Source organism: Nonomuraea sp. NPDC049152, assembly GCF_040648355.1.
Lineage (GTDB): Bacteria > Actinomycetota > Actinomycetes > Streptosporangiales > Streptosporangiaceae > Nonomuraea.
Genome location: NZ_JBEZDO010000040.1, coordinates 12,016 through 35,713, shown reverse-complemented (window position 1 = coordinate 35,713; position 23,698 = coordinate 12,016). Strand labels below are relative to the sequence as shown.

At 67.0% G+C, this 23,698-nt stretch carries 23 protein-coding genes and 3 pseudogenes; 17 read left to right on the top strand and 9 right to left on the bottom strand.

Going from position 1 to position 23,698, the window contains the following annotated elements:
* Positions 1–81: 81 nt before the first annotated feature.
* From AB0B45_RS44790 to AB0B45_RS44780, 3 genes are all read right to left on the bottom strand, one after another.
* Entirely contained in the window at positions 82–1,059 is a 978-nt protein-coding gene (locus AB0B45_RS44790) for an alpha/beta hydrolase (protein WP_358143986.1), read from the bottom strand.
* A gap of 80 nt (positions 1,060–1,139) precedes the next feature.
* Positions 1,140–1,640 (bottom strand): DinB family protein, encoded by a 501-nt coding sequence (locus tag AB0B45_RS44785; RefSeq protein WP_358143984.1) that lies wholly within the window; start codon positions 1,638–1,640, stop codon positions 1,140–1,142.
* 38 nt (positions 1,641–1,678) lie between these two features.
* Positions 1,679–2,305 carry a class I SAM-dependent methyltransferase gene (locus AB0B45_RS44780; protein ID WP_358143983.1) on the bottom strand — a complete coding sequence of 209 codons (627 nt, stop codon included), beginning with the start codon at positions 2,303–2,305 and terminating at the stop codon, positions 1,679–1,681.
* Positions 2,306–2,392: 87 nt separating this feature from the next.
* On the opposite strand from AB0B45_RS44780, the gene AB0B45_RS44775 reads away from it, so the two are divergent.
* On the top strand, positions 2,393–2,974 hold the full coding sequence (locus AB0B45_RS44775; protein ID WP_358143981.1) for an XRE family transcriptional regulator: 582 nt from the start codon (positions 2,393–2,395) through the stop codon (positions 2,972–2,974).
* Positions 2,975–3,165: 191 nt separating this feature from the next.
* Here the strand turns inward: AB0B45_RS44775 and AB0B45_RS44770 are convergent, their stop codons facing one another.
* Entirely contained in the window at positions 3,166–4,470 is a 1,305-nt protein-coding gene (locus AB0B45_RS44770; protein ID WP_358143979.1) for an aspartate aminotransferase family protein, read from the bottom strand.
* 130 nt (positions 4,471–4,600) lie between these two features.
* Here AB0B45_RS44770 and AB0B45_RS44765 point away from each other — a divergent pair, with 130 nt between their 5' ends.
* Positions 4,601–5,506 carry a LysR family transcriptional regulator gene (locus AB0B45_RS44765; protein ID WP_358143977.1) on the top strand — a complete coding sequence of 302 codons (906 nt, stop codon included), beginning with the start codon at positions 4,601–4,603 and terminating at the stop codon, positions 5,504–5,506.
* A gap of 56 nt (positions 5,507–5,562) precedes the next feature.
* Positions 5,563–5,814, top strand: coding sequence for a hypothetical protein (locus AB0B45_RS44760; protein WP_358143976.1), 252 nt, complete (start codon positions 5,563–5,565; stop codon positions 5,812–5,814).
* 118 nt (positions 5,815–5,932) lie between these two features.
* Here the strand turns inward: AB0B45_RS44760 and AB0B45_RS44755 are convergent, their stop codons facing one another.
* Complete coding sequence (locus AB0B45_RS44755; protein ID WP_358143973.1) at positions 5,933–6,070, bottom strand: hypothetical protein; 138 nt, start codon at positions 6,068–6,070, stop codon at positions 5,933–5,935.
* 182 nt (positions 6,071–6,252) lie between these two features.
* Here AB0B45_RS44755 and AB0B45_RS44750 point away from each other — a divergent pair, with 182 nt between their 5' ends.
* The 4 genes and pseudogenes from AB0B45_RS44750 (at position 6,253) to AB0B45_RS44735 (ending at position 10,131) form a co-directional block, all read left to right on the top strand.
* Positions 6,253–6,975 (top strand): helix-turn-helix transcriptional regulator, encoded by a 723-nt coding sequence (locus tag AB0B45_RS44750; RefSeq protein ID WP_358143971.1) that lies wholly within the window; start codon positions 6,253–6,255, stop codon positions 6,973–6,975.
* A 229-nt stretch (positions 6,976–7,204) separates the two neighbouring features.
* Positions 7,205–8,407, top strand: a complete 1,203-nt coding sequence (locus AB0B45_RS44745; RefSeq protein WP_358143968.1) for an epoxide hydrolase family protein — start codon at positions 7,205–7,207, stop codon at positions 8,405–8,407.
* A 338-nt stretch (positions 8,408–8,745) separates the two neighbouring features.
* Entirely contained in the window at positions 8,746–9,210 is a 465-nt protein-coding gene (locus AB0B45_RS44740) for an SRPBCC family protein (protein WP_358143966.1), read from the top strand.
* Between the two features lie 44 nt (positions 9,211–9,254).
* Positions 9,255–10,131 (top strand): annotated as a pseudogene (locus AB0B45_RS44735) (IS5 family transposase).
* Positions 10,132–10,152: 21 nt separating this feature from the next.
* Here AB0B45_RS44735 and AB0B45_RS44730 read toward each other — a convergent pair.
* Positions 10,153–10,752: an SMI1/KNR4 family protein gene (locus AB0B45_RS44730; RefSeq protein ID WP_358143964.1), complete on the bottom strand. Its 600-nt coding sequence runs from the start codon at positions 10,750–10,752 to the stop codon at positions 10,153–10,155.
* Positions 10,753–10,897: 145 nt separating this feature from the next.
* Positions 10,898–11,212, bottom strand: a pseudogene (locus tag AB0B45_RS44725) (IS630 family transposase); the annotation flags it as partial.
* On the opposite strand from AB0B45_RS44725, the gene AB0B45_RS44720 reads away from it, so the two are divergent.
* On the top strand, positions 11,184–11,753 hold the full coding sequence (locus AB0B45_RS44720) for a TetR/AcrR family transcriptional regulator (RefSeq protein ID WP_358144080.1): 570 nt from the start codon (positions 11,184–11,186) through the stop codon (positions 11,751–11,753). The pseudogene AB0B45_RS44725 and the gene AB0B45_RS44720 overlap by 29 nt on opposite strands.
* A gap of 8 nt (positions 11,754–11,761) precedes the next feature.
* Here AB0B45_RS44720 and AB0B45_RS44715 read toward each other — a convergent pair whose 3' ends face one another.
* Positions 11,762–11,893, bottom strand: coding sequence for a hypothetical protein (locus AB0B45_RS44715; RefSeq protein ID WP_358143962.1), 132 nt, complete (start codon positions 11,891–11,893; stop codon positions 11,762–11,764).
* Between the two features lie 603 nt (positions 11,894–12,496).
* Positions 12,497–12,631, bottom strand: a complete 135-nt coding sequence (locus tag AB0B45_RS44710) for a helix-turn-helix domain-containing protein (protein WP_358144077.1) — start codon at positions 12,629–12,631, stop codon at positions 12,497–12,499.
* 1,399 nt (positions 12,632–14,030) lie between these two features.
* On the opposite strand from AB0B45_RS44710, the gene AB0B45_RS44705 reads away from it, so the two are divergent.
* The 9 genes and pseudogenes from AB0B45_RS44705 to AB0B45_RS44665 all read left to right on the top strand — a co-directional run bounded on the left by AB0B45_RS44705 (position 14,031) and on the right by AB0B45_RS44665 (position 23,221).
* Positions 14,031–14,816, top strand: a complete 786-nt coding sequence (locus AB0B45_RS44705) for a hypothetical protein (protein WP_358143959.1) — start codon at positions 14,031–14,033, stop codon at positions 14,814–14,816.
* Entirely contained in the window at positions 14,813–15,934 is a 1,122-nt protein-coding gene (menC, locus tag AB0B45_RS44700) for an o-succinylbenzoate synthase (protein ID WP_358143958.1), read from the top strand. Before AB0B45_RS44705 ends, menC begins: the two co-directional genes overlap by 4 nt.
* 209 nt (positions 15,935–16,143) lie before the next feature.
* Complete coding sequence (locus AB0B45_RS44695) at positions 16,144–17,103, top strand: serine hydrolase domain-containing protein (RefSeq protein ID WP_358143955.1); 960 nt, start codon at positions 16,144–16,146, stop codon at positions 17,101–17,103.
* 900 nt (positions 17,104–18,003) lie between these two features.
* Positions 18,004–19,023, top strand: a complete 1,020-nt coding sequence (locus tag AB0B45_RS44690; RefSeq protein WP_358143954.1) for an aminotransferase class V-fold PLP-dependent enzyme — start codon at positions 18,004–18,006, stop codon at positions 19,021–19,023.
* Between the two features lie 43 nt (positions 19,024–19,066).
* Positions 19,067–19,243 (top strand): annotated as a pseudogene (locus AB0B45_RS44685) (transposase); the annotation flags it as partial.
* Between the two features lie 521 nt (positions 19,244–19,764).
* Complete coding sequence (locus tag AB0B45_RS44680; RefSeq protein WP_358143953.1) at positions 19,765–21,381, top strand: MFS transporter; 1,617 nt, start codon at positions 19,765–19,767, stop codon at positions 21,379–21,381.
* Positions 21,382–21,515: 134 nt separating this feature from the next.
* Entirely contained in the window at positions 21,516–21,890 is a 375-nt protein-coding gene (locus AB0B45_RS44675) for a hypothetical protein (protein WP_358143951.1), read from the top strand.
* A 52-nt stretch (positions 21,891–21,942) separates the two neighbouring features.
* Positions 21,943–22,578 (top strand): helix-turn-helix domain-containing protein, encoded by a 636-nt coding sequence (locus AB0B45_RS44670; RefSeq protein ID WP_358143950.1) that lies wholly within the window; start codon positions 21,943–21,945, stop codon positions 22,576–22,578.
* A 64-nt stretch (positions 22,579–22,642) separates the two neighbouring features.
* Positions 22,643–23,221 carry a DUF1707 domain-containing protein gene (locus tag AB0B45_RS44665; protein ID WP_358143948.1) on the top strand — a complete coding sequence of 193 codons (579 nt, stop codon included), beginning with the start codon at positions 22,643–22,645 and terminating at the stop codon, positions 23,219–23,221.
* The last annotated feature ends 477 nt before the right edge of the window (positions 23,222–23,698 follow it).

Below are 23,698 nucleotides of genomic sequence, written 5' to 3'. Positions count from 1 at the left end.
TTCCTGCTGGTTGGTGGCGGTTTCCGGAGCTTCGGGTGGCGTCGATCGATCGGACGGCGTACCCGAGAGCTGGGGGCGGGGTCATCCGTCGAGGAAGCGCAGCAGCTCCGCGGTGACGAACTTGGGGTTCTCCTCGACGAGCCAGTGCCCTGCGTTCGGCACATCCACCGCGCGCACGATGTTGGTCATTCGCGGGGCCGCGGTGGCCCGAATCGGGTTGAGCTGCCCCTGGGCGGTCATGAGCAGGGTCGGGACACGTATCGGTGCTGCTGCGACGGTGTCGCGGACGTCCTTGTCGAGGGCGCGGTAGAGCTCGAAGCCGCCCGACAGGGCCTCGGGCCGGCGGTAGGTCCGTGCGTATTCGTTGATCTCGGCGTCGGTGAACGGGGATCGATCTGAGGTGCCGCCGAACGCCGTGCCGCCGAACGAGACCTGGGGGTAGAACATTGCCAGGTACTCGCGGACGTCGTCGCTGACCACCGTCTCGGGGATCCGGCGCTGGGAGTGGAAGGCGATGTGCCAGCTCAGTGAGCGGTATGTGGACGCATCGATCGCGGGCCCGGGTAGCGGCAGGTCGAGGTAGCCGAGGCGTGCGGTGTCGGCGGAGAACTGGGTGGCGTAATGGAACGCCACCGCGGCGCCGAAGTCGTGCCCGACGACGCGGGCGTCGCGCACCCCGAGCCGATCGGCGATCAGGGTGTGCACGTACCGCGCCAGAGTGGCTTTGTCGTAGCCGGTCGGGGAGCCGGTGCTGTCGCCCAGCCCGGGGAGGTCGACGGCGTAGACGGTGTGGTGCTCGGCGAGCGCCGGCATGATCGGCCACCAGCCGTACCAGGTCTGCGGCCAACCGTGGATCAGCACCACTGGCGGGCCGCTTCCGCCGGTCACGTAGTGCATCCGGACGCCGTCGACATCGGCGAACTCGTGCCGGAAGGTGCTTGTGAACTGGGCGTCGTCCCGCGTGGCGACGGCGTAGGGGGGAACGTCGTCGGCGGCTGGTGTGGAGCAGGCCGCGGTACAGATCGTGAGCAGGAGGGTGAGTGCGACGGTCGCCACCATGCGCGCGTATTGGAGGGAGCGGCGCGACGACGGCCGTGTTGCGGTGATCATGGGTTCCTGTCCTGGAGAAGGTGGTGGAGTCAGCGCCCGGTCGCGCCGTCGATCAGTTCGCGGAGGATGTCAGCGTGGCCGGCGTGGCGGCCGGTCTCCTCGATCATGTGGGTGAGTGCCCAGCGGATGCTGGGAGCGGGTCTTTCCGGCCGCGGCCGGGGGACCGGTGCGCCGAGATCGGTGCACCCGTCGAGAACGTCGTTCGCGCGCTCGACCGTCTTTCGGTAGCGGGCGACGACGTCGGCCACGCTGTCCGCTGGTGCGGCCTGGAACGTCGCCTGCCAGTCGGTGACTTCGTCCCCGAGGAACGTCGAGCGCTCGACGAAAGTAAGGTGATTGAGCAGGCCGAGCAGGTTCGTGCCCGACGGCACTCCGGCTTTTCGGACCTGCGGTTCGGGGACACCGTCGACCTTGGCGGCAATCGAGGTCCGTAGGTAGTCGAGGAAGCCGCGCAGGGTTTCGATCTCGCTGCTTCCGGTCCGGGGCGGCGGAGTGTCGCGGCGGCGGTTGCGGCGGGAGACGGTGGGCATGGTGGTCTCTTTCGTGGGGGAGCGGCTCTGGCGCCGGGTCAGGCGGGGCGGCGGATGAGCAGGACGTGGTCGGTGACCTCGGCGGTGCGCCCGCCCGGTCCGGTCGCGATCCGGCGGGGTGCGTCGGCCCGCTCGACCATCCACGTCGCGGGGTCCAGATCGATACCCGCGGCGACCTCCCGTGGGGTCGGGTAATGGGCCTCGGGATCCTGGTTCCATGACCACGGCGCGGTCGAGCCGTGGTCGACGACCAGCAGCCGCCCGCCCAAGCGCAGCGCGTGCGCGGCCGCGCGCAGGACGGTTGCTCTGTCCAGGTCGAAGGGGGTGTGCAGGTAGTGGGCGCAGATCAAGTCGAACCCGCCCTGCGGGAAGGACTCGTGCAGGTCGTGCCGCTCGGCGATGACCCGGTCGCCCAGGCCGTGTGAGCGGGCAAGGCCGGCGAGCCGCTCGACCGCCACGGCCGAGAGGTCGACGGCGGTGACGTGCCACCCCCGGCGGGCGAGCCACAGCGCGTCGCCGCCGTCGCCGCATCCGAGGTCCAACGCGTCGCCGGGCGGCAGGCCCGTGATCGTCTCGGTGAGACGGTCGTTCGGCTGCGGGTCGGTGGCTGCTGGTCGGGCTGCGTAGACGCCGTCCCAGAACGTGATCATATCGGTGGTGCTCATCGAGGCTCCTTCTGTCGGGACGCGCTCAGTCTTGCCAGGCTCACCGCGATCTGGCACGGATTCTTGCTGTTCTGGCAAGATGGTCTCGTGGACGGCGAAACGGAAGACGTGCTCGACGCGGTGGGGCCGCGGCTGCGTGCGCTACGTCGCGACCGGGGGATCACCCTCGCAGACCTCGCGGCGACGACCGGGGTGTCGGAGAGCACCCTGTCCCGGCTGGAGAGCGGGCAGCGCCGGGCGACCCTGGAGTTGCTGCTGCCGCTGGCCCGTACCTACGACGTTCCGTTGGACGACCTCGTCGGTGCCCCGCGCACGGGCGACCCCCGGATCCACCTGAAGCCGATCCGGCGGTTCGGGATGATCTTCGTCCCGTTGTCCCGGCGGCCGGGCGGTACGCAGGCGTTCAAGATGATCATCCCCGCTCAGCCGAAACCGCTCGAACCGACCCCGCAGACTCATGAAGGCTTCGAATGGCTGTACGTGCTCAACGGTCGCCTGCGGCTGGTGCTCGGCGAGCGCGACCTGACGTTGTCGGCCGGTGAGGCAGCCGAGTTCGACACGTCCTTGCCACACTGGCTGGGCAGTGCAGACGGCGGCGTGGTCGAGCTTCTCATCCTGTTCGGCCTGCAAGGGACGCGTGTGCACGTGCGCGCCGGCCCTCGTCGGTAGTCTCACGGCGGGATCCAGCGGTGAGCTCAGCGAGATGACCGTCTGTTCGCGTCAACAGCGAGCCTTCCCGCACAGAACCTGCGGTCGACGACAGGCGGGCGTGCCGGACGATTCGGCGTTCGCGACCAAACAGGTCCTGGCCCGCCAGTTGGTGAATGCCGTCGGCGACGGGCGTGGGATAGTGATTCACATCACCTGGCGGCGGCGAGCACGGCTTTGAGAGACGCCTCGATGATGTCCACGCCGGTGTGTAGTTCGTCGTCCCTGATCGTGAGAGGCGGGGCGATGCGGAAGATACCGCCCATCTCAGGTAGCTGGACGATGTTCATGTGCAGGCCTCGTTCGAGACAGGCCGAGGTGATCGCGTTGCCCAGTGCGTCGGCGGGCGCCTTGCTCTTCTTGTCCTTGACGAGCTCGACACCTTGGAGCAGGCCACGGCCGCGAACGTCACCGACGACTTCGTAGTTGTCGCGAAGCGCCAGCAGCCGGTCGGTGAGCTGATCGCCTAGCGTCGCAGCACGCTCTGTGAGGTTCTCGCGCTCGATGACGTCAAGAACCGTCAGCGCGACGGAAGCCGCCAAGGGGTCGGAGACGTGGGTGGTGTAGAACAGGAAACCCCGGTCGTGGCAGACCTGCTCGATTTCGGCAGTCGTGACGACGGCCGCCACAGGCAATCCGGCTCCCAAGGTCTTCGACAACGTCAGGATGTCGGGTGCGACCCCGTCGCGCTCGAACGCGTACATCGCTCCGGTACGGCCGAGACCGGTCTGCGCCTCGTCCAGGATGAGCAGCATCCCGCGTTCGTCACACATCTCTTTGAGGCGACGCAGATACCCGGCCGGCAGGTCGATGATCCCGCCTGACGACAGGATGGGCTCGATGAGGCAGGCGGCGAGACTCCCGGCGGATTGCCGGTCGACCATGGCAAAGCCGTAGGCGAGCTCAGCCTCCCAGTCGTGTGACCCGTCGGAGGATCGGAACGGCGAACGATAGGCATTCGGCGCGGGCAGCGCGAAATTTCCCGGTGTCGGCGGACCGTAGCCGCGCCGCCCCGCGGAGAAGGTCGCGGCGGCGGCCCCTTGGGTCATGCCGTGCCAGGAGCGGTCGAAGGAGATGATCTCAAACCGGCCGGTGGAGAGCTTGGCCATCTTGATAGCGGCCTCGTTCGCCTCGGCTCCTGTGGTGAGCAGCAACATCTTGCTGAGCGTTGGGGGCAGGGTCGCGGTGAGCCTCTGGGCGAGCTCCAGCACGGGAGTGCTGAGCATGCCGCTGAAGAGGTGGTCCAGCGATGCAACCGCGGACGAAACCGTTGCCACGATGTCTGGGTGTGCATGGCCGAGGATGGAACTCATCTGTCCTGAGGTGAAGTCGAGAATCGGCCTGCCCTGGCGATCGAAGACATACACACCAGAGGCACGTTCGATGACCCGCGGGGTGAAGCCGGCTCCATAGCGGATCAGGAGGCGGTCCGCCTCGTCCCAAAACGTCGTGTCCATCGCCAACCCTCTCTCACCGCGTCCGAACGACGGCGAATCTTCTGCTCGATGCCATCTTCGATCGACGACAAGACTCGTAACAAGCAAACAAATACGCCTTATAATTCGGCATTGCCTTACTATCGATGCCATGCTCAACCCGCAACGCCTCGCGATCTTGCGCGCAGTCCTGGCAGCCGGGTCGATCAACAAAGCGGCGCGGAACCTCAGCTACTCTCCGGCGACGATCAGCCAGCACATGACCGCCCTGGCGAAGGAAACCGGACTAGTCCTTTTCGAGAAGCAAGGACGCGGTATCAGCGCCACCGATGCCGCACGGCACTTGGCAGATCAAGCTCAGTCGCTCCTCGCCGACTTCGGACGCCTTGAACGAGTCGTTGCAGACCTCCGGGGCGGTCAGGCGCAGCATCTGGCAATCGCCTGCTTTGCTTCAGCGGCCGAGCGGTGGATCCCAGAGGTCGTGCGGACCGTTCGCCAACACCAACCGAACCTCACCGTCGAGATCAGCCTCAACGAACCCGTCGACGGGCGCGGCCGACGACGACCTGACCTCGACATCCGGACTGAGCCCGCCAACGGAGTCGAAGTACACCTTGACGGCTACCAGCGTCATGAGCTCACTATCGAGGAGCTCGTCGCCGTGCTCCCCGGTGCCCACCCCCTTGCCGATGCCCGTGAACTGGCTTTCCGGGACCTCGAAGGTGAGCCCTGGATAGACCACGACATCTACGACAGCCCGATCGGACAGATCATCTTGGCCGCTTGCGGGGCCGCCGGATTCACGCCGCGCCATGCCGCTCGCTTGGACGACCACAGGGCGGCGCTGCGACTGGTGGAGACGGGCATCGGTGTCACCGTCCTGCCGCGCCTGGCCGTTGCGGAGCTCCCCCACGGAGTCGTCGCCAGGCCCCTGGTTCGCCCCACCGTCTCGCGGCGCATCGTCGTCCACGCCCGCCAGGATCGACGACGCAGCGACCTCATCGCCCGCGCGGTGGCCCAGCTTCGCGACAGCGCCCGCAGGACCCGAGACAACTGATCCTGGACGCCGGTCACCTCCATGGCTCCACCGGCCGCACTCATGCTGTCGTGGCGATGATCAGCGCCCGCAGGCCTCTGGAGTCGCAGAACGTTTCGAGAAGCGAAGCAGGATCTGGCTTCATCCGCGCCGAACGCGACGACCTGCGGATCCTGACACAGCTACCGGCCCGCGTCGTTCACGGATTGGAGCTGGAGAACCAGCACCCACAGCACACCAACACCGCCCTGAAACAGCAGCTCACCGCATACAGCGGTGTCGCAGACCTCGCCAGCCGCCGCCGCACCGACCGACCCGAACGGAGGTGACGACGTCGTAGATCACAGTGCTAGACCTGGCCAGGCAATGTCCGTCGAACACGCGCAAGGCGCGCGATGCGGCAGAAGAGCGCGCTCAACGCGGCGTGCGCGAACCAGGGTGGTGCGGTCACCGATGCCGGTGCTGGACCGGCTTGTGGGCCGGGGTCGGATCCGGTGGCGAACTCGGCTTGCTGGTGGCGGCGTCGAAGTCGGACGGCGCGAGCGGGCGCGGTGTGCAGCTCGCCCGTTCCGTCAGCTCGCTCATCCGTTGACCTTGCGGTCGGCGATTTCGTGTTCCCGTTATCGCGCAGCAGCTCAAGATAGTCACGGACATCGACGAGTACCCGCGGGACGGAAATATCGTCGTGGCCGGGCACGACCACGGCGAGCAGGCCAGGACGCTTGACACCAGCGCTCTTCGGCGCCCCCGTCGGTAACCTCGATGTCATGGTGTTCGACTCCACTCGTTTCGATCTCCAGCCATATGTCGGTTTCGACATGGCTCGTTACGTTCGGCGCACGTATTGCAGCTGGGAGGACGCCGGCTGGCAGTCCTTGCTTGTTCAGCGGTTCGAGCATGTCCCTGTTGCCGAGGACATGGAATTGCCAGGCGCAGCGGATCTGCACCTGGTGCTGCCGGTCGCGGGACGGGCGGTGATGGAGGCGCGAAGTGGTGGCCGGTGGAGCCGCTACACGTGGGCACCGGGACGGCTTGAGCTGGGGATCCCGGATCAGCCCGTCCTTCGCCGTTATCGCGGGGACGGGTCGATGCGGAGCGTGCAGGTTCACATCCCGCGTGGCACCGTCGATTCGGTCGCGGTGCAACTGGGCGGTCGCGCGGTGGACTATGAGGCCATGGCCGCGTCCTTGGCTGGGGGAGACCCGCTGATCGAGGAGGCTGTTCGAGCGGTCGATTGCCTGAGCGAGGCCGATGATCTGTATGCCGAGTCCGCGGCCGCCTTCCTTGCCGCGCACCTGCTCACCCGCCATTCGCGACGGGCGGCTCTTCGGACGCTGACGCGGGAGGATGCACGCGTCCGTGCAGCCGTCGCGATGATGCGCGAGCGGCTGGCCGATCCGGTCACCTTGGCTGACATCGCCGGCGAGGTGCACCTCAGCGTCTACCACTTCGTCAGGGTCTTCAAGGAGGCGACCGGGGTGACACCGTAGCCGGTTCCTCACCCGGCTACGGATCGAGGAGGCGAAGCGGCTGCTGCGCGACACCGACCTGGCCATCGCCCAGATTGCGGCTGCGGTGTGGCTTCGCCAGCCCGGGCGCTCTGTCGGCTTCCTTCTTGCGGCACACCGGAGCGCGCCCCTCGGTCTATCGCAATTCTTGACCGTTGCACCGCAATCTCGTGCATTGGGTCAGTGACAATCTGTCCCTAGGTTTTGTTCCATGATCGATGTCTCTTCGGGCGAGGCGACGGTGCCTGAAATCGAGCCCTTCGCTATTCACGTCCCTGATCACGACCTGGCTGATCTGCGGGCTCGCCTGGACCGGGTCCGGCTTCCCGAACCCGAGACCGTGCCGGACTCGACGCAAGGAATCGAGTTGCAGCAACTGGCGACGTTGCTCGATGCGTGGCGACAGCACGACTGGCGCGCGAGGGAAGACCAGTGGAACGCGATTCCGCATTACCGGGTACGTCTTGACGGCTTGGGTATCGCGTTCTGGCATGTTCGCTCACCGGAACCGACAGCGCTGCCGCTACTGATGACACATGGCTGGCCCGGCTCGGTGCTTGAGTTCGAGAACGTGCTCGGGCCGCTCAGCGATCCGGTCGCTCACGGCGGTTCCGCACGCGATGCCTTCCACGTGGTCGTACCAGCGCTGCCGGGGTTCGGGTTCAGTGACCGTCCACGTGAGCGGGGCTGGCACCCGGGCCGCACCGCGCGGGCGTGGGCCGAGTTGATGACCGTGCTTGGCTACCAGCGTTTCGGGGCGCACGGCGGGGATTGGGGTGCTTTTGTGAGCACCGAACTGGCGCGTCTTGCTCCTGAGCGCGTCGCAGGCCTGCACCTGACGACGCCGTTGGCATCTCCCCTGCCGGAGGACCGGATCGCACCGGGCCCGGCGGAACAGAGTTTGCTGGACAGGCGTGACGTGCATCTGACGGACGGCTACGGCTTCGGGATGCTGATGAGCACGCGCCCGCAGACGCTCGGCTACTCTCTGCTCGACTCACCTGCCGGCCTGGCCGCATGGCTCGGTGAGAAGTTCGCCGCCTACGCCGACACCCGGCCCGAGGTCGGTGGTGGTGTGAGCGTGTCGAAGCAAGTCGACAACATTGCGCTGTACTGGCTGACCGGCACCGGCGCCTCCACTGCTCGGTGGTACTGGGAGGCGATGAGGTGGGTACCGCGCAGCGCGGAAGACGAGAACGCACAACCAGTGACCACCCCCACCGCCTGCTCGTTGTTCCCGGCCGATCCCTGGCCGACCGCACGTCGCTGGGCGCAACGGCGCTACCAGGACCTCCGCACGTGGCACGAACTGGACCGCGGCGGACACTTCCCTGGCCTGGAACAGCCGGATCTTCTGGTGTCCGAGATCAGAGACGCGTTTCGCCATGTGCGAGATCAGCCGACCCACCCCTGAACTCCCAATGATCTCGGGAGTTTCGCTCGAACAACGAGATGACGCGGCTGCGGAAACAGACCGCCGTTACTAGCGGGGCACAACTCCGCAAAACGAGCGGCGTCGAGCGCGTCGGTGCCCGTGCCGAGCGGGTCGGGTCGGCTACTGCGCCCTGGCGGTGAGAGCGCACCGTTGGTGGTGATGAGTTGGCTACGCGGTGTCGGGTCAGACCGGCAACCTGCCCCAAAGTTTTGTCGGTTCGTCGCAGCTCTACCGCACCACCGGCTCGGGTCGCAGCTGGACCCCAATCGTGATCAACCAACCCAAGGCAACAGCCGAACAGCGTGAGGAATCCCGGAATGCAGTCGTACGACGTTTCAGCCGAATCCATGGCGCTGCCAGCGACAGTGTGGACATTACTGCTCAACCCGCAGAGTTGGCCCGCATGGTCGCGTATCGACGCGCTGGAAACCGGTCAGTCGCGTGGCCTCTCACCCGATGGACGAGACGGCGTCGGCGCGATCCGCGCCTTCCGTACCGGGAAGGTCGTCACCAAGGAGCGGATCACCGCTCTGGACCCCGGACGTCGGTTCGCGTACGAGGGTGTGGAAAACCGGCAAATGGCCGACTACCACGCCGCTGTGGAACTATACGAACTGCCCGGCGGCGGAACACGAATTCGCTGGCACGGCACGTACTTGGCTCGCCGAGGGATGCGCTGGGTCTTCCAGTGGTATCTCCGCCGCTTCATGCAGGCCATGGCGACCGGACTTGCGGAACACGCCGCCGGCCTGGACGCTCCCTCGGCCCGCCAGGGTTACTAGGGCCTGTTGCGAAAGTCGATCAAAGACGTAGATGATCAAGCGCCGTGGGGCGCGGAGATCTGACAAACAGCCAGTGGGCTCGGCTTGAGCCGTTGCTGCCTTCGGGCAAGAACCGGGCCGGCCGCCGACGTGGACGCGTCGGCAGCTGATCGATGGCATACGGTGGCGGACCAGGACCGGTGCACCGTGGCGGGACGTTCCGGAGCGGTACGGGCCATGGGACCGGGCCTACGACCTGTTCCGGCGCTGGCAGCGCGACGGCACCTGGAAGCGGATGTTCGAGCAGTTGCAGGCCGAAGCCGACGCGCAGGGCCTCGTCACGTGGGACGTCAGTGTGGACTCCACCATCGCCAGGGCGCACCAACACGCTGCCGGGGCACGGAAAAAGGGGCACTGCAGAAGGAACCTCCCGGTGGCGTCGTCGACACCGAGCCAGACGACCACGGCCTCGGGCGTTCGCGCGGCGGGCTGACCACCAAGCTGCATCTGGCGGTCGAGCAGGGACAGAAGCCGCTGTCACTGCTCGTCACCGCCGGCCACCGGCACGACAGCCCGCAGTTCCAGCCGGTCCTGGAGGCCATCCGGGTGCCTCGGATCGGTCCCGGCCGGCCGCGGTCCCGGCCGGACAAGGTCCGGGCGGATAAGGCCTACGGCTCCCGCGAGAACCGCGCCTACCTGCGCCGACGCGGTATCGGCTGCACGATCCCGGAGAAGGCCGACCAGGTCCGCAACCGCAAGAAGCGCGGTTCGCGAGGTGGCAGGCCGCCGAAGTTCGACAAGATCGACTACCGCGAGCGCCATGCGGTGGAGTGCGGGATCAACCGGCTGAAGAGGCACCGGGCCGTGGCCACGAGATACGACAAGTTGGCCGTCCGCTATGGGGCGACCGTGCTGGTCGCTGCCATCAACGAGTGGCTGTGACCAGCACTCTCGCGACAGACCCTAGTGGTCGGCTGATCGTAGAACACCGGAGTCGGGGTCCAAGCCTGCTTTCCAGCGCCTTTGTTCTTCGAGCCAGTGCACGTAGCGCGGCGAGGCGTCGCGCAGGTCGATGCTGAGGGGATAGGGGTCGTACTCGTTCAGAAGCAGCCTGCGGAGGAATTCGACCATGCCACAGGGGAAGAGTGTGAAATCCTCGCGGGTATGTCGGCCGCAGACCAGAACGGGCCACTGGTCGGGGTCGGGGTCGGTGGTTAGCCAGCACAGGATGTCAGGGCCCGAGGTGATGCCCCAGGCGAGGATGTGGTTCGGGTCGATGTCGAGGCCTTCTTGACCGCCCAGCATCTCCCAGGTGTCTCGGGCGTTCTCCGTCTCCTCCTCGAAGGTCCCGGGGTCCCATTGGATGTACTCCTTGGGCAACGGCATGAGGATGCCGACCTCGGCGACCGAGCCGGCGCCGTAGATGGACATGAAGGCCATGTAGTCGCGCGGGAACCGCGTGCCCCACCGCGCCTCTGCTGCCGACCAGTCGATTTCCTCGTCCGCGCCGAGATCTGGAGGCAGGATCTTGGCCAGCGCTGCGATACCCGTCGGGTCTTCCATGGCAATCCCTTCGACTACGTGGCCGAGAGCCTACGAGGTCGCACCGACACACGCCGCAACGGGGTCAGACGCACCAGCGACTGTGACCAGCACTTTCGCAACAGGCCCTAGTGCGGTGACCATGAACGTTGGCCGGGTTGGGTGATCATGCTGCTTGGGCGGCTGGACGTCCCCAACGGCGTTGGTTTTCGCTTCTGACCCGCGCGCGTTCGCGCCGTTGTGCGGCGAGGACGTCCGGGTGGCGGGCGTTGGCGTTGCGCCAGCGCAGGTAGGCCTGAAGCTTGCGGGTCTGCACGGTGTGGTTGGGATGGTTGGAGTTGCTCATCACAAAAGTGCGCAGCGGCCCGAATTGCGCCTCGATCGGATTGGCCCACGAGGCGCTGGTCGGGGTGAGGCACAGCTCGACCTTGTTGGCCGCGGCCCAGGCCCGGATGGCGGGGGGCTTGTTCGCCGACAGGTTTTGCGGGCCTGCTGTGCTTCATGCCGCAGACGATCTGCTCGTCGAGCACGGCTTCGGCGCTCTGACCATCGAGGCGATCGCGCGTCGTGCCGGCGTCGCCAAGCAGACGATCTACCGCTGGTGGCCCTCGAAGGTCGAGATCCTCCTCGACACGCTCATCGAAGACAGCAACAAACGCCTTCCCGTCCCGACGGAGAAGCCCACGGCAGAGAGCATCCGTGGCTACCTACGCGGCTTCGCGCGATTCCTCACCCGCGACCCTGCCGGCAAGGTCCTGCTCGCGCTCATCGCCGAGGCGCAGCACGATCCCGACACAGCCAAGAGCTTTCACGAGCGCTATCTCGGTCCACGCCGTGGCCAAGAACGCGACATGCTCGCGCGCGGAATCGACGCCGGCGAGGTCTCGCCCAGACTCGGCCCCGACGCCACGATTGACGCTCTTGTCGGCCCGATCGTCTATTGCGCCCTGACGGGGTCGAGCATTCCCCGCGGTCTGGTGGACACCCTTGTCGAGGACCTGCTCAGGCCCCGCCCAAATTGAGTGTCCGCTCAGCTGTTCACCAGCTCGATCAGCAGGCGCCCTGTCTCGAGCCTCAAGGCAGGGCTTGTGGTGATGTCGGCGAAGATCCGCCTGATCGCCGACACGGGTGCGGGCGCCCGCCCGATCAGCAGCCAGCTCACCTCAGCGAGATCTTCAGCGGCGGATGCAGAAGGTGCCGACGGCGGAAGCCGCGCCGTGGCAGCGCGTCAACGCCCGCACGGTGGTCCTGATGGCCTATACGCTCGGCTCGATGGGCCGAACCCGCGAGTCCCGCAGGTGGTGGTCTTCCGCCCGCCTGTACCGCGTCCAAACGCCGTAGCTGCCGCCTTGAGCTGCGGTTTGACCCGAGCCCTTCCACGCCGACAAGATCACGTCTTGTGCCTGTTCGCCTGCTCTATCTGCTCACGGTCCGGGTGTTCGGCTGGCTGATGTTGCCAGGCCGTGGCCAAGCGTCTAAAGACGTGGAGATCTTGGTGTTGCGGCGTCAGGCCGGGCGGCCCAAGCCGGACTGGGCCAATCGGGCCGTTCTGGCGGCTTGGCCCGATTGCTGCACAGGCGAGTACGAACACTTCTGCACGAGCACCGAACCCATCAAGCCCTGGAACAGGCGGCCCTACCACGCGCCGTCCCGGATCCGATCACCGATCCAGCCAGAATTGTGGACCTCAACGTACGCAGACGAGACCGGCTCGGCGGAGTCCTCCACGCATACCAACGGAGACCTTCGCCGTCGCCGATGAGGCTCACCAGCCGAGCTGGTCGCCGAGCCGCAACCGCAGCCACAGCACCAGGCGCTCGTCCGGGTTGGCGAGATCGAACCCGAAGATCTCCTCGGCGCGGGAAAGCCGGTACCGGATCGTGTTCGGGTGCACGGACAGCCGATTGGAGGCGGCCGCGATATCCCTGTTGGCGTCCAGGTAGGCGAGGATGGTGGACGCATAGGTGGTGCCGTGCTCGAGATCGTGGGCGCGGACCGCCGGCCCGAGCCTGCGGGGCAGCGCCTCGTGCGCGGCCAGTATCTGCTCGGCAGCAGCGCATAGACCGTTCCGTCGATCAAGGCGCAGCCGTGCCTGCCGTAGTGGGCCTCGCAGTGCAGGCTCACCAAGTCGGCGAGCCGGGTGGCCGCGTGTGCCGCCAGAACATCGTCGGGACTGCTCGAGGCGACGGCGAACGCGGCCACCGCGACGGGCAGGTTCGGGTCCAGACCGAGCTGTGGGGCCACCGCGGTGACGCTGCTCGGGTCGGCGAGCAGCCGCCGCAACAGGTCGGCGCGCCTGCGCCGGACGGCATCGACCGCGGTACGGGCCGCGAGCAGGTGCAGCGATACGATGTCCGCCACGTTGGAAAGGGTCTGTTCGGCAGCAGAGTCCAGGCCGTCCTCGGCATCGACGACCCAGATCGAACCCAGTTCCTCTCTTCCCGCGCGGACCGCGACACCGAGACGAGGAAGACCGCCGGGAACGGCTGGGAACCGGCAGGTGCGCCCCACCTGGACGAGCGCGCGGTACTGCTCGTCGTAGTCCGGGCCGTCCGGCACCTGGAGGCCGAGGATGCCCTGGCGGCGGCCCTCATCGATGGCCTGGCTGGGCAAAGTCGAGTACGCGAGGATGCGCCGGTGCGGATCCTCGATCACCGTGGCACCTCCTACCATCCCCGCGATCGCGTTGGCCAAGGCGAAAAGATCGCCGATGGCCGGGGCGGCCGCGGCCTGCGCGAGACGCACCGTGGAGGCAAGGGCTGAGGTGATCATGGCGTCCAGGTGGTGCCAGGCCACGGCCTCGTCGGCGGCAAGCAGCACGATTCCGGACCGCTGCGCGGCTTCCACCAGCTCGGTGACCGGCTCGCCGAAACTCTTCACCACCAGGCAGGCGTACCCGACCGCGGCCGCCGAAGCAGCGAGCTCCTTCGCTTGCGCTTCGGCTGTCCCTACGCCGACGGCGAGCAGGATCGCGTCCCTGCCGGGTGGAAGCGGGGCTCGCCGCTCGAAGATGAGCACGCCCGAGACCGGTACCGGCCTTTCCGGCAGTACGGTCAACGGCCGCAGCAGCGAAGAACCCAACGCATCGAGGACTTGTCCGAGCTCGGGTACTCCGGTATCGAGCATCCTCACCTCTTTGGCTAGACGTACAAGACATTCGCGGAATCTCTGGACGGGTGCCGAATGCACATGGTCAGTACAGACGCGACGCTGTCAGCATGCACGTTCCAGCAAGGGTGCCGCGGGCAGCCCCTGCGACCGTACCCGCCTCGGCCCAGGCGAGCGCAACCGAAACCGCCATGCGCGCCGCGACCCGTGCGGGTGTCCGGATCCGGCTGGCCGAGGACCTCCCCACGCTCGAGCCGGTATCGCGATTCCTCGCCGGTGTATGGCAGACCCCCGAATCCCAACCGCCGACCGCGTCCGAAGTGCTGCGGGCCTTCGCGCACGCTGGAGGCGCCGTGCACTATGCAAGCGACGGGGACGGCGTCGCAGCCGCATCCGTACTGCTTTTCTGCTCGCCGACTTCCCTTGCCGTCTACTCGATGATCGCAGCCGCCCGCACCAGCGATCGCGGAGTCGGTTTCGCTCTCAAGCAGGCGCAGCGGGCCTGGGCGCTCGAACGCGGCGCGACCTCCATGGTCTGGACCTTCGACCCGCTGGTGAGCCGCAACGCTCACTTCAACCTCGCCAAGCTCGGCGCGAGCGCCACAGAGTACACGGTGGACTTCTACGGCCAGATCGACGACGGCATCAACGGGCACGACGAGACCGACCGGCTCACCGCCGTCTGGCCGCTTTCCGATCCACATCCCGTCCACCTCGCAGGACCCGACCTCGAGAGCGCGGAACTCGACCCACGGCCCGCGCCGGACGGCGAGCCGTTCAGCGCACGTGACGAAAACGGGCACTGGTGCCGAGTCCCAGTGGACGTCGTCACAATGCGCCGCCAGGATCAGCCGCTCGCCGCCAAGTGGCGGGCAGCCGTACGCGATGCCCTGCTCCCGGTCTTCGACGCGGGCTTCACCGCGACCGGGTTCAGCAGGTCCGGCTGGTACTACCTGACAAGGAAGGAACAGTCGTGAAGATCGAACTCATCGACCTCATCGAGATCCGCCTTCCCCTCGTCCGCCCGTTCCGGACCTCGTGCGGAACCGACACCGAACGGCACACCTTCCTGCTGCACGTAGTGACGGATGCCGCCGAAGGCTGGGCCGAATTCGGCGGCGACCCAGGACCGGTGTACAGCTCGGAGTTCGCTGCCAACGCCGAACGCGTCCTGCGCGATCACCTCGTGCCGAGGGTCACCGCGCTGCACCGGCCGAGCGCCGCCCGGATCGCCGCCGCGATGTCCCCGATCAAGGGCCACCGCATGGCCAAGGCACTGCTCGAAACGGCGGTCCTCGACGCCGAGTGCCGCGCGCACGCGATGCCGCTGGCGACCTACCTCGGCGCGGTGCGCGACCGCGTTCCAGCTGGGGTGTCCGTAGGGATCATGGACACGATCGCGGAACTGCTGGAATCGGTCTCCGCCTACCTGGAGCAGGGATATGTTCGGATCAAACTCAAGATCGAACCGGGCTGGGACATCGAGCCCGTTCGCGCGGTCCGCCGCGAGTTCGGTGACGAGCTGGCGCTGCAGGTCGACGCGAACGCCGCCTACTCGCTCGCTGATGCCGAACACCTGCGCAGGCTCGACGAGTTCGGACTCGTCCAGATCGAGCAACCGCTCGACGAGGACGATCTGCGCGGCCACATCGAGCTCTCGAAGTTGCTGCGCACGCCGATCTGCCTCGACGAATCGATCCGCTCCGCGCGCGAGGCCGCCGCCGCGATCGGACTGGGCGCCTGCCGCATCATCAATATCAAGCCCAGCCGGGTCGGGGGCTACCTCGAGGCCCGGCGGATCCATGACGTCTGCGCCGCACACGGGATACCCGTCTGGTGCGGTGGGATGCTCGAGACCGGTATCGGTCGCGCGCAGAACCTCGCACTCGCCGCACTTCCCGGCTTCGTGCTACCGAGCGACATCTCGGCCTCCAGCCGCTACTACACCGAGGACCTCACCGACGCGTTCCAACTCGACAACGGTTGCCTGCCTGTGCCAGACCAACCGGGCAGCGGCGTGACCGTGCTCCCCGCAGCGCTCGGCCGATACGCGGTCTCGACGCGGAAGCTGTACGAGCGAGGCTCGGCGCGGTAGCGGCCGCACTCCCAGCACGAAAACGAAACCAGTTACGCCGCCCGGTGAAAGGAGACATCATGCGAGGTAGGACGAGTGCTGTCGCGGCCTTAGCGGTCACGGCCTCTTTGGTGGTGGCGCCTGCCGCGTCGGCCGCGACACCACGGTGTGACATCAAGCCCATCCAGACAGCGCTGAAGGCGCTGGCGAGTGTCGGCGCAGGGATCGCCGTGACGGTGAAGAGTCCGCGCTGCGGCGTCTGGAACGGCGGCGTCGGCCTCGCCGACCGCAGGACGGGCCGTAGGGTCGTCGGCAATGAGCACAGCCGAATCGGCAGCGATACCAAGACCTGGACAGCCACGATCGTGCTTCAGCTCGTCGGCGAAGGCAAGATCAAGCTCGATGACACCGTCGACCACTACCTGCCCGATCTCATCCGCACCAAGTTCTACGACGGGCGCAAGATCACGATCCGGCAGCTTCTGCAGCACACCAGTGGCCTGCCCGACTATCTGGACGCGCCGTTCTGGGACAACGAGGAGGCGCACCGCTGGGATCACATCGAGCCCTTGCAGACGGTGGAGCAGGCGCTGACTCTGCCCCCGCCCGACAGGGCTCCGTCGGGCTTCGCCTACGCCAACACCAACTACAACCTGGCCGGGCTGATCGTCACGAAGGTCACCGGTCGCAGCATGGCCACCGAGATCGACCAGCGGATCATCAAGCGCCTCGGACTGCGTGAGACCTCCTGGCCTGGCGACCGGACCACGATCCCCAAGCCGGACCTGCGGGGCTACGTGAAGCAGGGTGGGACTCTGGTGGACAGGACGGAATGGAACACCTCAGAGGCCGACGCGTCAGGTGAGCTGATCTCCACCGGTGCCGACGCGATCGCCTTCTGGACCGCGCTGTTGACCGGGCAACTGCTGGCCACAGCCCAGCTCGCCGAAATGAAACAGACCATTCTGGACGACTTCGGCGACGACTACGGCCTGGGAGTCGAGGGCTATCGGCTCGCCCCAGGTCTCGTCACCTGGGGACACAGCGGCAGTATGGCCAGCGGCCACAAGTTCAGGAACGCCGTCACCGATGACGGCCAACGGGCCGTGACCCTGCTGATCGGCACGGATACGTTCAACTCGGACGAGGTCAACTCCGTCATCGGCAATCTCATCCGCGACCTCCGCTGACCGGAACCTCTTCTCCCGAACGTGTCCCCAGCGGCCAAGAGGTCGAGTGCTCAACGCATATGCCTGACCAGCGGCACCGTCGAGACTGTGCTGGTCACGGTGTCGGCGGGCGGGATCTTGTGGGGGCCGGGTTGGGTCGGACCGGGGCGCTCTGCCGTTGCTCCCAGTGGGTTTCCCCGGCCCGCCTGCAGGCAGTGACGAGATCCCGTCCGATCGCCTCCGCCCTGAACCTCGACCCGGTCGGCCTGGTGAGCCTCGCTGATGTCCTGCGCCGGGCCGGCTGACTCCCGGTGTCGCTCGCGGCAGACATGTGGGGGCGAGGCTCTTCGCAAGGGATCGTCGATCACCATTCGTCGGTGATCGAGGTGCTTGGGCGGGACCGTGATCCTGACGGGGGTTCCCCATCCTCGAGATAGATGATGTTCATCGTCTTGGTCTTGGCGTCACCGCCCTCCGGCCGGGTGCACCTCATGATGGCGTGGAAAGGTTGTCCGGACCCACCCAGAGTTCCCAGGCGATCCGCCCGCCCCACACCCCACGGCCCTCCTCGGTCCCGAAGAACATCCCGGCCTCCCGTTGACCAGGTCCTCTCCCCATATGACTCCGCTCAGGTTCCGCGCGGCGATCCATTTCCCCACCGCCGACGGTGTCTTCGAGATGTACTTGCCGTCTTTGGAACGCACGACGTCCTGCGTGTAGCAGTCCCGGCCGATGCTGATCACTCGGTACCGGCCCGTCGCCCATTTGTACTGGGAGATCTCCGTAATATCGGCGGCGAACACACCTGAAGCCGTAAAGCGGTACGCACCGGACGTCAGGATCACCTCGGCGGGCTCGAAGGGTCCACCGCGCCGCTTGACGGAGATCTGGGACGCAGGGCCCACCGGCTAGTGTGACGAAATGCAATTTGTCGATGCAGTGAAGCTTTGGGAACCAGAGCCGGGATGGCTGAACACGGCGAGCTATGGGGTACCGCCACGTCCGGCTTTCGAGGCGTTGCAGGCCCCCCTCGACGAGTGGCGTCGCGGGGCCAATGGCTGGGAGAAGTGGGACGAGTCGACGGGCCGTGCGCGTACCGCGTTCGCTCTCCTGGTCGGTGCCATGCCCGGAGACATCGCCTTGGGCGCATCCGCCTCGCAGGTACTGGCTCCGGTGGCGGCCTCGCTGCCGCCCGGATCCCGCGTCGTCGTCCCCGACATCGAGCACACCTCGAACCTGTTCCCCTGGCTGGTGCATGACCTCGACGTCCACACGGTGCCGCCCGCCGATCTGCCCGCCGCCATCACCCAGCGAACGGCCGCCGTCGCCTTCAGCCTCGTCCAGTCGGCCACCGGTGAGGTCGCCCCGATCGACGACATCGTGGCCGCCGCCCGCGCGCACGGTGCGCTGCTCGTCGCCGACGCGACCCAGGCGGCGGGCTGGCTCCCGGTGGATGCGACCCGCTTCGATGTTCTCGCGGTGTCGGCCTACAAGTGGCTGACGTGCCCGCGCGGCACCGCATTCGGCTACCTGAGCCCGGCCGTCCGCGACCGCATCCGCCCAACCGCGGCCAACTGGTACGCGGGCGAGGGCAATGCGTCCTACGGCCCGCCGCTCCGGCTGGCCAAGGACGCCCGGCGCTTCGACATCGCTCCCCCGTGGTTCTCCTACGTTGCGGCTGCGCCGACGCTGGAGTTGCTGCTGGACATCGGCATCGACCCGATCCACGAGCATGATGTGCGGCTGGCCAACCGGTTTCGTACCGGGCTCGGCATGGCGCCCAGCAATAGCGCGATCGTCACCGTCTCCAAACCGGGCTCTGCCGAGCGCCTCGCAGCGGCCGGCATCCGGGCGTCGGTACGCAACGGCGGATCACGAGTCGCCTTTCACCTCTACACCACCGAGGCCGACGTGGACGCCGCTCTTACCGCGCTGACCTGAGCGCGGTGAGGTTACCGGACACCAGCAGGGCAGTACAGGCACAGCCCTGGCCTTGGCCGGTGTCATCTACGTTCTCCACAAAGGCGTTGCCTGGCGTGATGTGCCCGCTTCGATCGTGGGCTGTTCCGGAGTGACCTGCTGGCGACGACTGCGAGACTGGACCGCCGCCGGCGTCTGGCCACGCCTGCACGAACTCCTGCCGGCCGACCTACGGGCGGCAGGCCTGCGCCGCACCAAGCCCTGCTCGACCTGGCCTGCGGCATCATCTGCCTCCGCAGACTCCGCACCTCATTTTGAAACCCTCAGTAAGTGACGGCCGATTCCACGGCTGCGGTTCGGTCGTGCACCGGCTTCGGGTCGCGGTCGCCGGCCCGGCCCCGGACGCCCACCCGGCTCGAAAAACCGCATGCCAACCCCGCGCCACGAACCCGGGAAAACCGTGAAACGAGCCGAAACCCTCACCGAACACATCCGCCTGAAACAGCAGCGGTTAAACAACAAGTTCAGAAATTGACAGCGGCGTGATGATATGCCCTCGGTGACTCGCTAACTCGGAAATTGACAGCGGCGTGATGATATGCCCCCGGCGACTCGCTAACTCGGAAATTGACAGCGGCCTGATGATATGCCCCCGGCGACTCGCTAACTCAGAAATTGACATAGGTGTGACGATTGCCTACGGTCCAATCTTCAGGTTTTTACCGATAGCACCCGAAGGTATTCATGACAACGTCCCCAACGTTGCCGAAGTTCAGGCAGCGGTTGATCCTTACCGTTCTCATGTTGTGCTCGCTGCTGATCTGGCTGGACAACACCGTCCTGAGTACCACCTTGGAGACCCTCGTAGACCCGGTCCGTGGACTGGATGCCAGCCCGGCCGAGCTTCAATGGGCCACAGGCTCGTACACCCTGGCCTTCGCCACCTTGATGTTCACCGCAGGCGCACTGGGTGATCGCTTCGGTCACCGGACTGTGCTCGCAACTGGATTGGTGATCTTCGCCGGGTCCTCGGTGTGGGCGGCGTACGCAAGCGACGCAGGCCAACTGATTGCCGCTCGAGCCGCGATGGGAGTAGGCAGCGCGCTGATTATGCCCGCCAACCTGGCCATCCTTATGTGGACCTTCACCGGCCCCGCGAGGGCAACCGCGATCGCCATTTCCTCGACATCTGCCGGTATCGGAATGGCTGTCGGCCCGGTGCTGGCAGGGTTGCTTCTCGACCATTTCTGGTGGGGCTCGGTCTTTCTGGTCAATGTCCCGGTCGTGGCGCTGGCGTTGGTCGGGATCGCCATGCTGGTCCCGAATTTCCGCAGCCCCATCCTGCGGCCGCTGGACCCGGCTGGGATGTTGCTGTCGATCAGCGGGCTCGCGGCGTTGGCCTACGGGCTGATCCGTGCGGGGCAGGTGGCCGCCTGGAGTCGTGCAGATGTCTGGGCGCCGATCGCCGTCGGACTGGTCCTGCTGGCCGCTTTCGTACTCGTCGAACTGCGAATCAAGGTGCCCAGCTTCGACCCCCGACTGCTCGCGCAACGTACATTCGGTGGCGGCAACGCGGCGCTCGGATTGCTCCTCTTTGCTGTGGCCGCCGTCACCTTTTATAACGCGTTCTATCTGCAGGGCGCACGCGGCTTTTCGCCGATGGAGGCGGGCTTGGCCAGTCTGCCGACCGCGCTCGGTGCGATCCTGGGGGCGCCCCTTGGCGCGCGTCTGGTTCACCGCTGGTCGCTACGTCCTGTCACCGCACCAGCGCTCACAGTGGCGGCGCTGACCATGGGCGCGTACGGGTTCCTCGGACTGCAAACCCCACTCATCTGGATCGAGATCCTGTTGTTGGTCCAGGGCCTCTCAATCGGCATGGTGATCGGCCCAGTGACGGCAGCATTGATCAGCTCCCTGCCGTTGGAACGGGCGGGTGCCGGGTCGGCCGTCACCAACACCGTGCGACAGACCGGCAGCGTGATCGGGATCGCAGTAGGCGGCATGATCATGTCGATCGTGTATCGGCGCGCGATCGAACCCGCGCTGAGCGATGTACCCGGGCCGGTGCAGGACCGGGCGCGGGTTTCCGCCGAACAGGCCCGGCATGTCGCCACCGCGATCCACCGGCCCACTCTTGCCCACGCTGCCGATGATGCGTTTATTCAGGCCATGCACGTCGGCGCTGTCTGGATCATGCTCATCGCACTCTTCGGAGCAGCTGTGCTGGTGATCGCCTTGCGTCCTGTCGGAAAGCCCACGGGGCTGGTACAGGAGCCGGACTACGACCGAGGAGGCAGCCGCTCCGTGACTGGGGCGACCCCCCATTCTGGGGCCGATAACCAACCCGCTTATGAGGGCGATGACGTGGGCAGCCACTGACACGATGGGAATTGGGCAAAAACTTCCTGGTGTCCTCAAGCCACGTACCTACCCGACCTCGCTGCACCACGTCGACGATCTGGACGAGGTGTTCGGCAAGGTCGCGGGCCCGCTGTGGTGAAGGATCTTCGGGGGTGCGTACTCCGGCCACCGCCGAGGACCTGGAGGCGCTGGAGACCGACATGCCGGCCGGGTTCGTGCTGGCCAGGGCGGCGGCGAGGCTGACGGACGGGACGATCTCTTCGGATGTGGTGCACGTGGAGCAGGGGCGGGCCTGGTTTGGTCGGCCGTTGTGGGAGATGGAGCCCACCGACGACGACACCTACTTCGGGAAGGCGTTGCGCGACATCAAGCCATCCACTCGCACCGGCCGGGCGGCCGCGCGGACGGTTTACTTCCGGTTCCTGGAGTTGCGCTACGAGGTCGGCTGGGCTGTGCGCCCTCGTCGGGCGTGGCGAGCACGCCAAGTGATCGCTCCTGTGGCTGCAGCGCCCACGACGGCACGGTGACGATGGCGTACAGGCGGCAGCCGGTTGTCCAGTGGACAATAGGCTGCCGTTCATGACACCCAGACGACGCAGGCGCAGTCCCGAGGAATCGCGGGGGGAGCTGCTGGCGGCGGCGGCCCGGCTGATCAGGGAACGAGGTCCGGACAATGTCAGCTTGAGACAGATCGCCGAGGCGGCGGGTGTCGCCCATGGGCTCGTGACCCACTACTTCGGCACCTATGCCGCCCTGGTCCGCGAGGTATTGACGGCCGAGAACGATCGCGTCGAGGAGCGGGTACGCGAGCGGATCAGGGCCGAGCGGGGTGTGCCGACCGCGGCGGGGATCATGGGAGTGCTGTTCGACACCCTGGCCGACGAGCGCTACCTGCGCCTGTTCGTCTGGGCCGAGATGCATTCCGACTATCGGGGGGCGGCGCGGCCGGAGCTGGTGGAGCTGATGGACGCGATCGAGGCTGGGATCCGCGGCGCGCTGGTGGGGCGGCCCGTTCCGGGCCGGTCTCGCATCGAGGCGGTGGCGCTGATCGGGCTGTCGGCGGCGTACGGGTTCGCCATCGGCGGGCGGTCGTGGCTGGCAGGCATGGGACATGATCCCGACAATCCGGCGCACGAGGCGGAGTTCCGGGTCCAGCTGGCCACCATGTTGGGGGCTCACATGGTGGAGGAGTCCGGGCTGGAGCCGCCCGGATGACTTATTGGCCACTTGGAGAATAGGATGCCGTCAGCCACGCTGATCGAACAGAACAGGACTGAGCATGGTCGAGCATCCCAGCGCAGACCACCAGGTGCGCGCCTCCGACGAGGACCGTGAGCGTGCGGCCGAACGGCTGCAGGCGGCCGCCGCTGTGGGGCGGATCGAGCTGGCCGAGTTGGACCAGCGGCTCACCGAGGTCTACGGGGCGAAGACCCAGGCCGAGCTGGAGCGCGCGGGCCGCGATCTTCCCGAGCCCGGCCGCACGGACACGCTGGTGGTGAATGACGCGCCCAGCTCCCGCTTCGCGATGAGCGTGTTCGGGTGGTTCACCCGCAAGGGCCAGTGGGTCGCTCCGCGCGAGTTCACGTCGTTTTCGATGTTCGGCGGCGGCGAGATCGACCTGCGCGACGCCCGCTTCACCGACCACGAGATCAGGGTCCGTGTCTTCGCCCTCTGGGGCTACACGGAGGTCACCGTTCCCGACGACGTCGACGTCGAGGTCAAGGGCTTCGGCCTGTTCGGCGGGTTCGACAGAAGCGCCGTCCGCAGGAAGCGGGGGGCGCCGCGGATCGTCGTCAGCGGCCTTGCCCTGTTCGGCGGCGTCGGCACGAAGGCCAAGGCGGCACGGAAGACGTCCTGACCAAGAACCGGGCACCGGCTGCTCGCCGTCCAAGCGCCTCAGCCCGCACATGCACCGGGTCGCTCGAAGCGCCGCCGCGTCACCACCCGGACGCAGGCACCGCGCTCCGGTACAGGCTGCTCAACCACCACGGACACGAGCAGAAGCCGGCCTGGGCACGGCTGGCCGAGTTGTTCGAGGCAAGAATGCGCTCGGCCGGCATCGACCTCGCGTAGCAGACTCCAACTGACTGAGCCCTGCAGCCGTATCCCCGGCCCGTCTTTTCGGCGTCGCTGAACAGCTTGGCCGGGATCAATGCTGGAACTTCTGCCGGCTGCGCACTTCCGGTGGCGTTGCGTACGTTGCAAGAGGCTTTCGCCCAGCCGTTGCCCCGGCTGAACGCGCCTGCCTGGACGCGCGGGGAAGAAGGGCGGCGGCAGTCGTCGGTGTATCTGGCGCGCCCGCGATCCATCGACCGCGGCCTGTCCTACGCCTCCT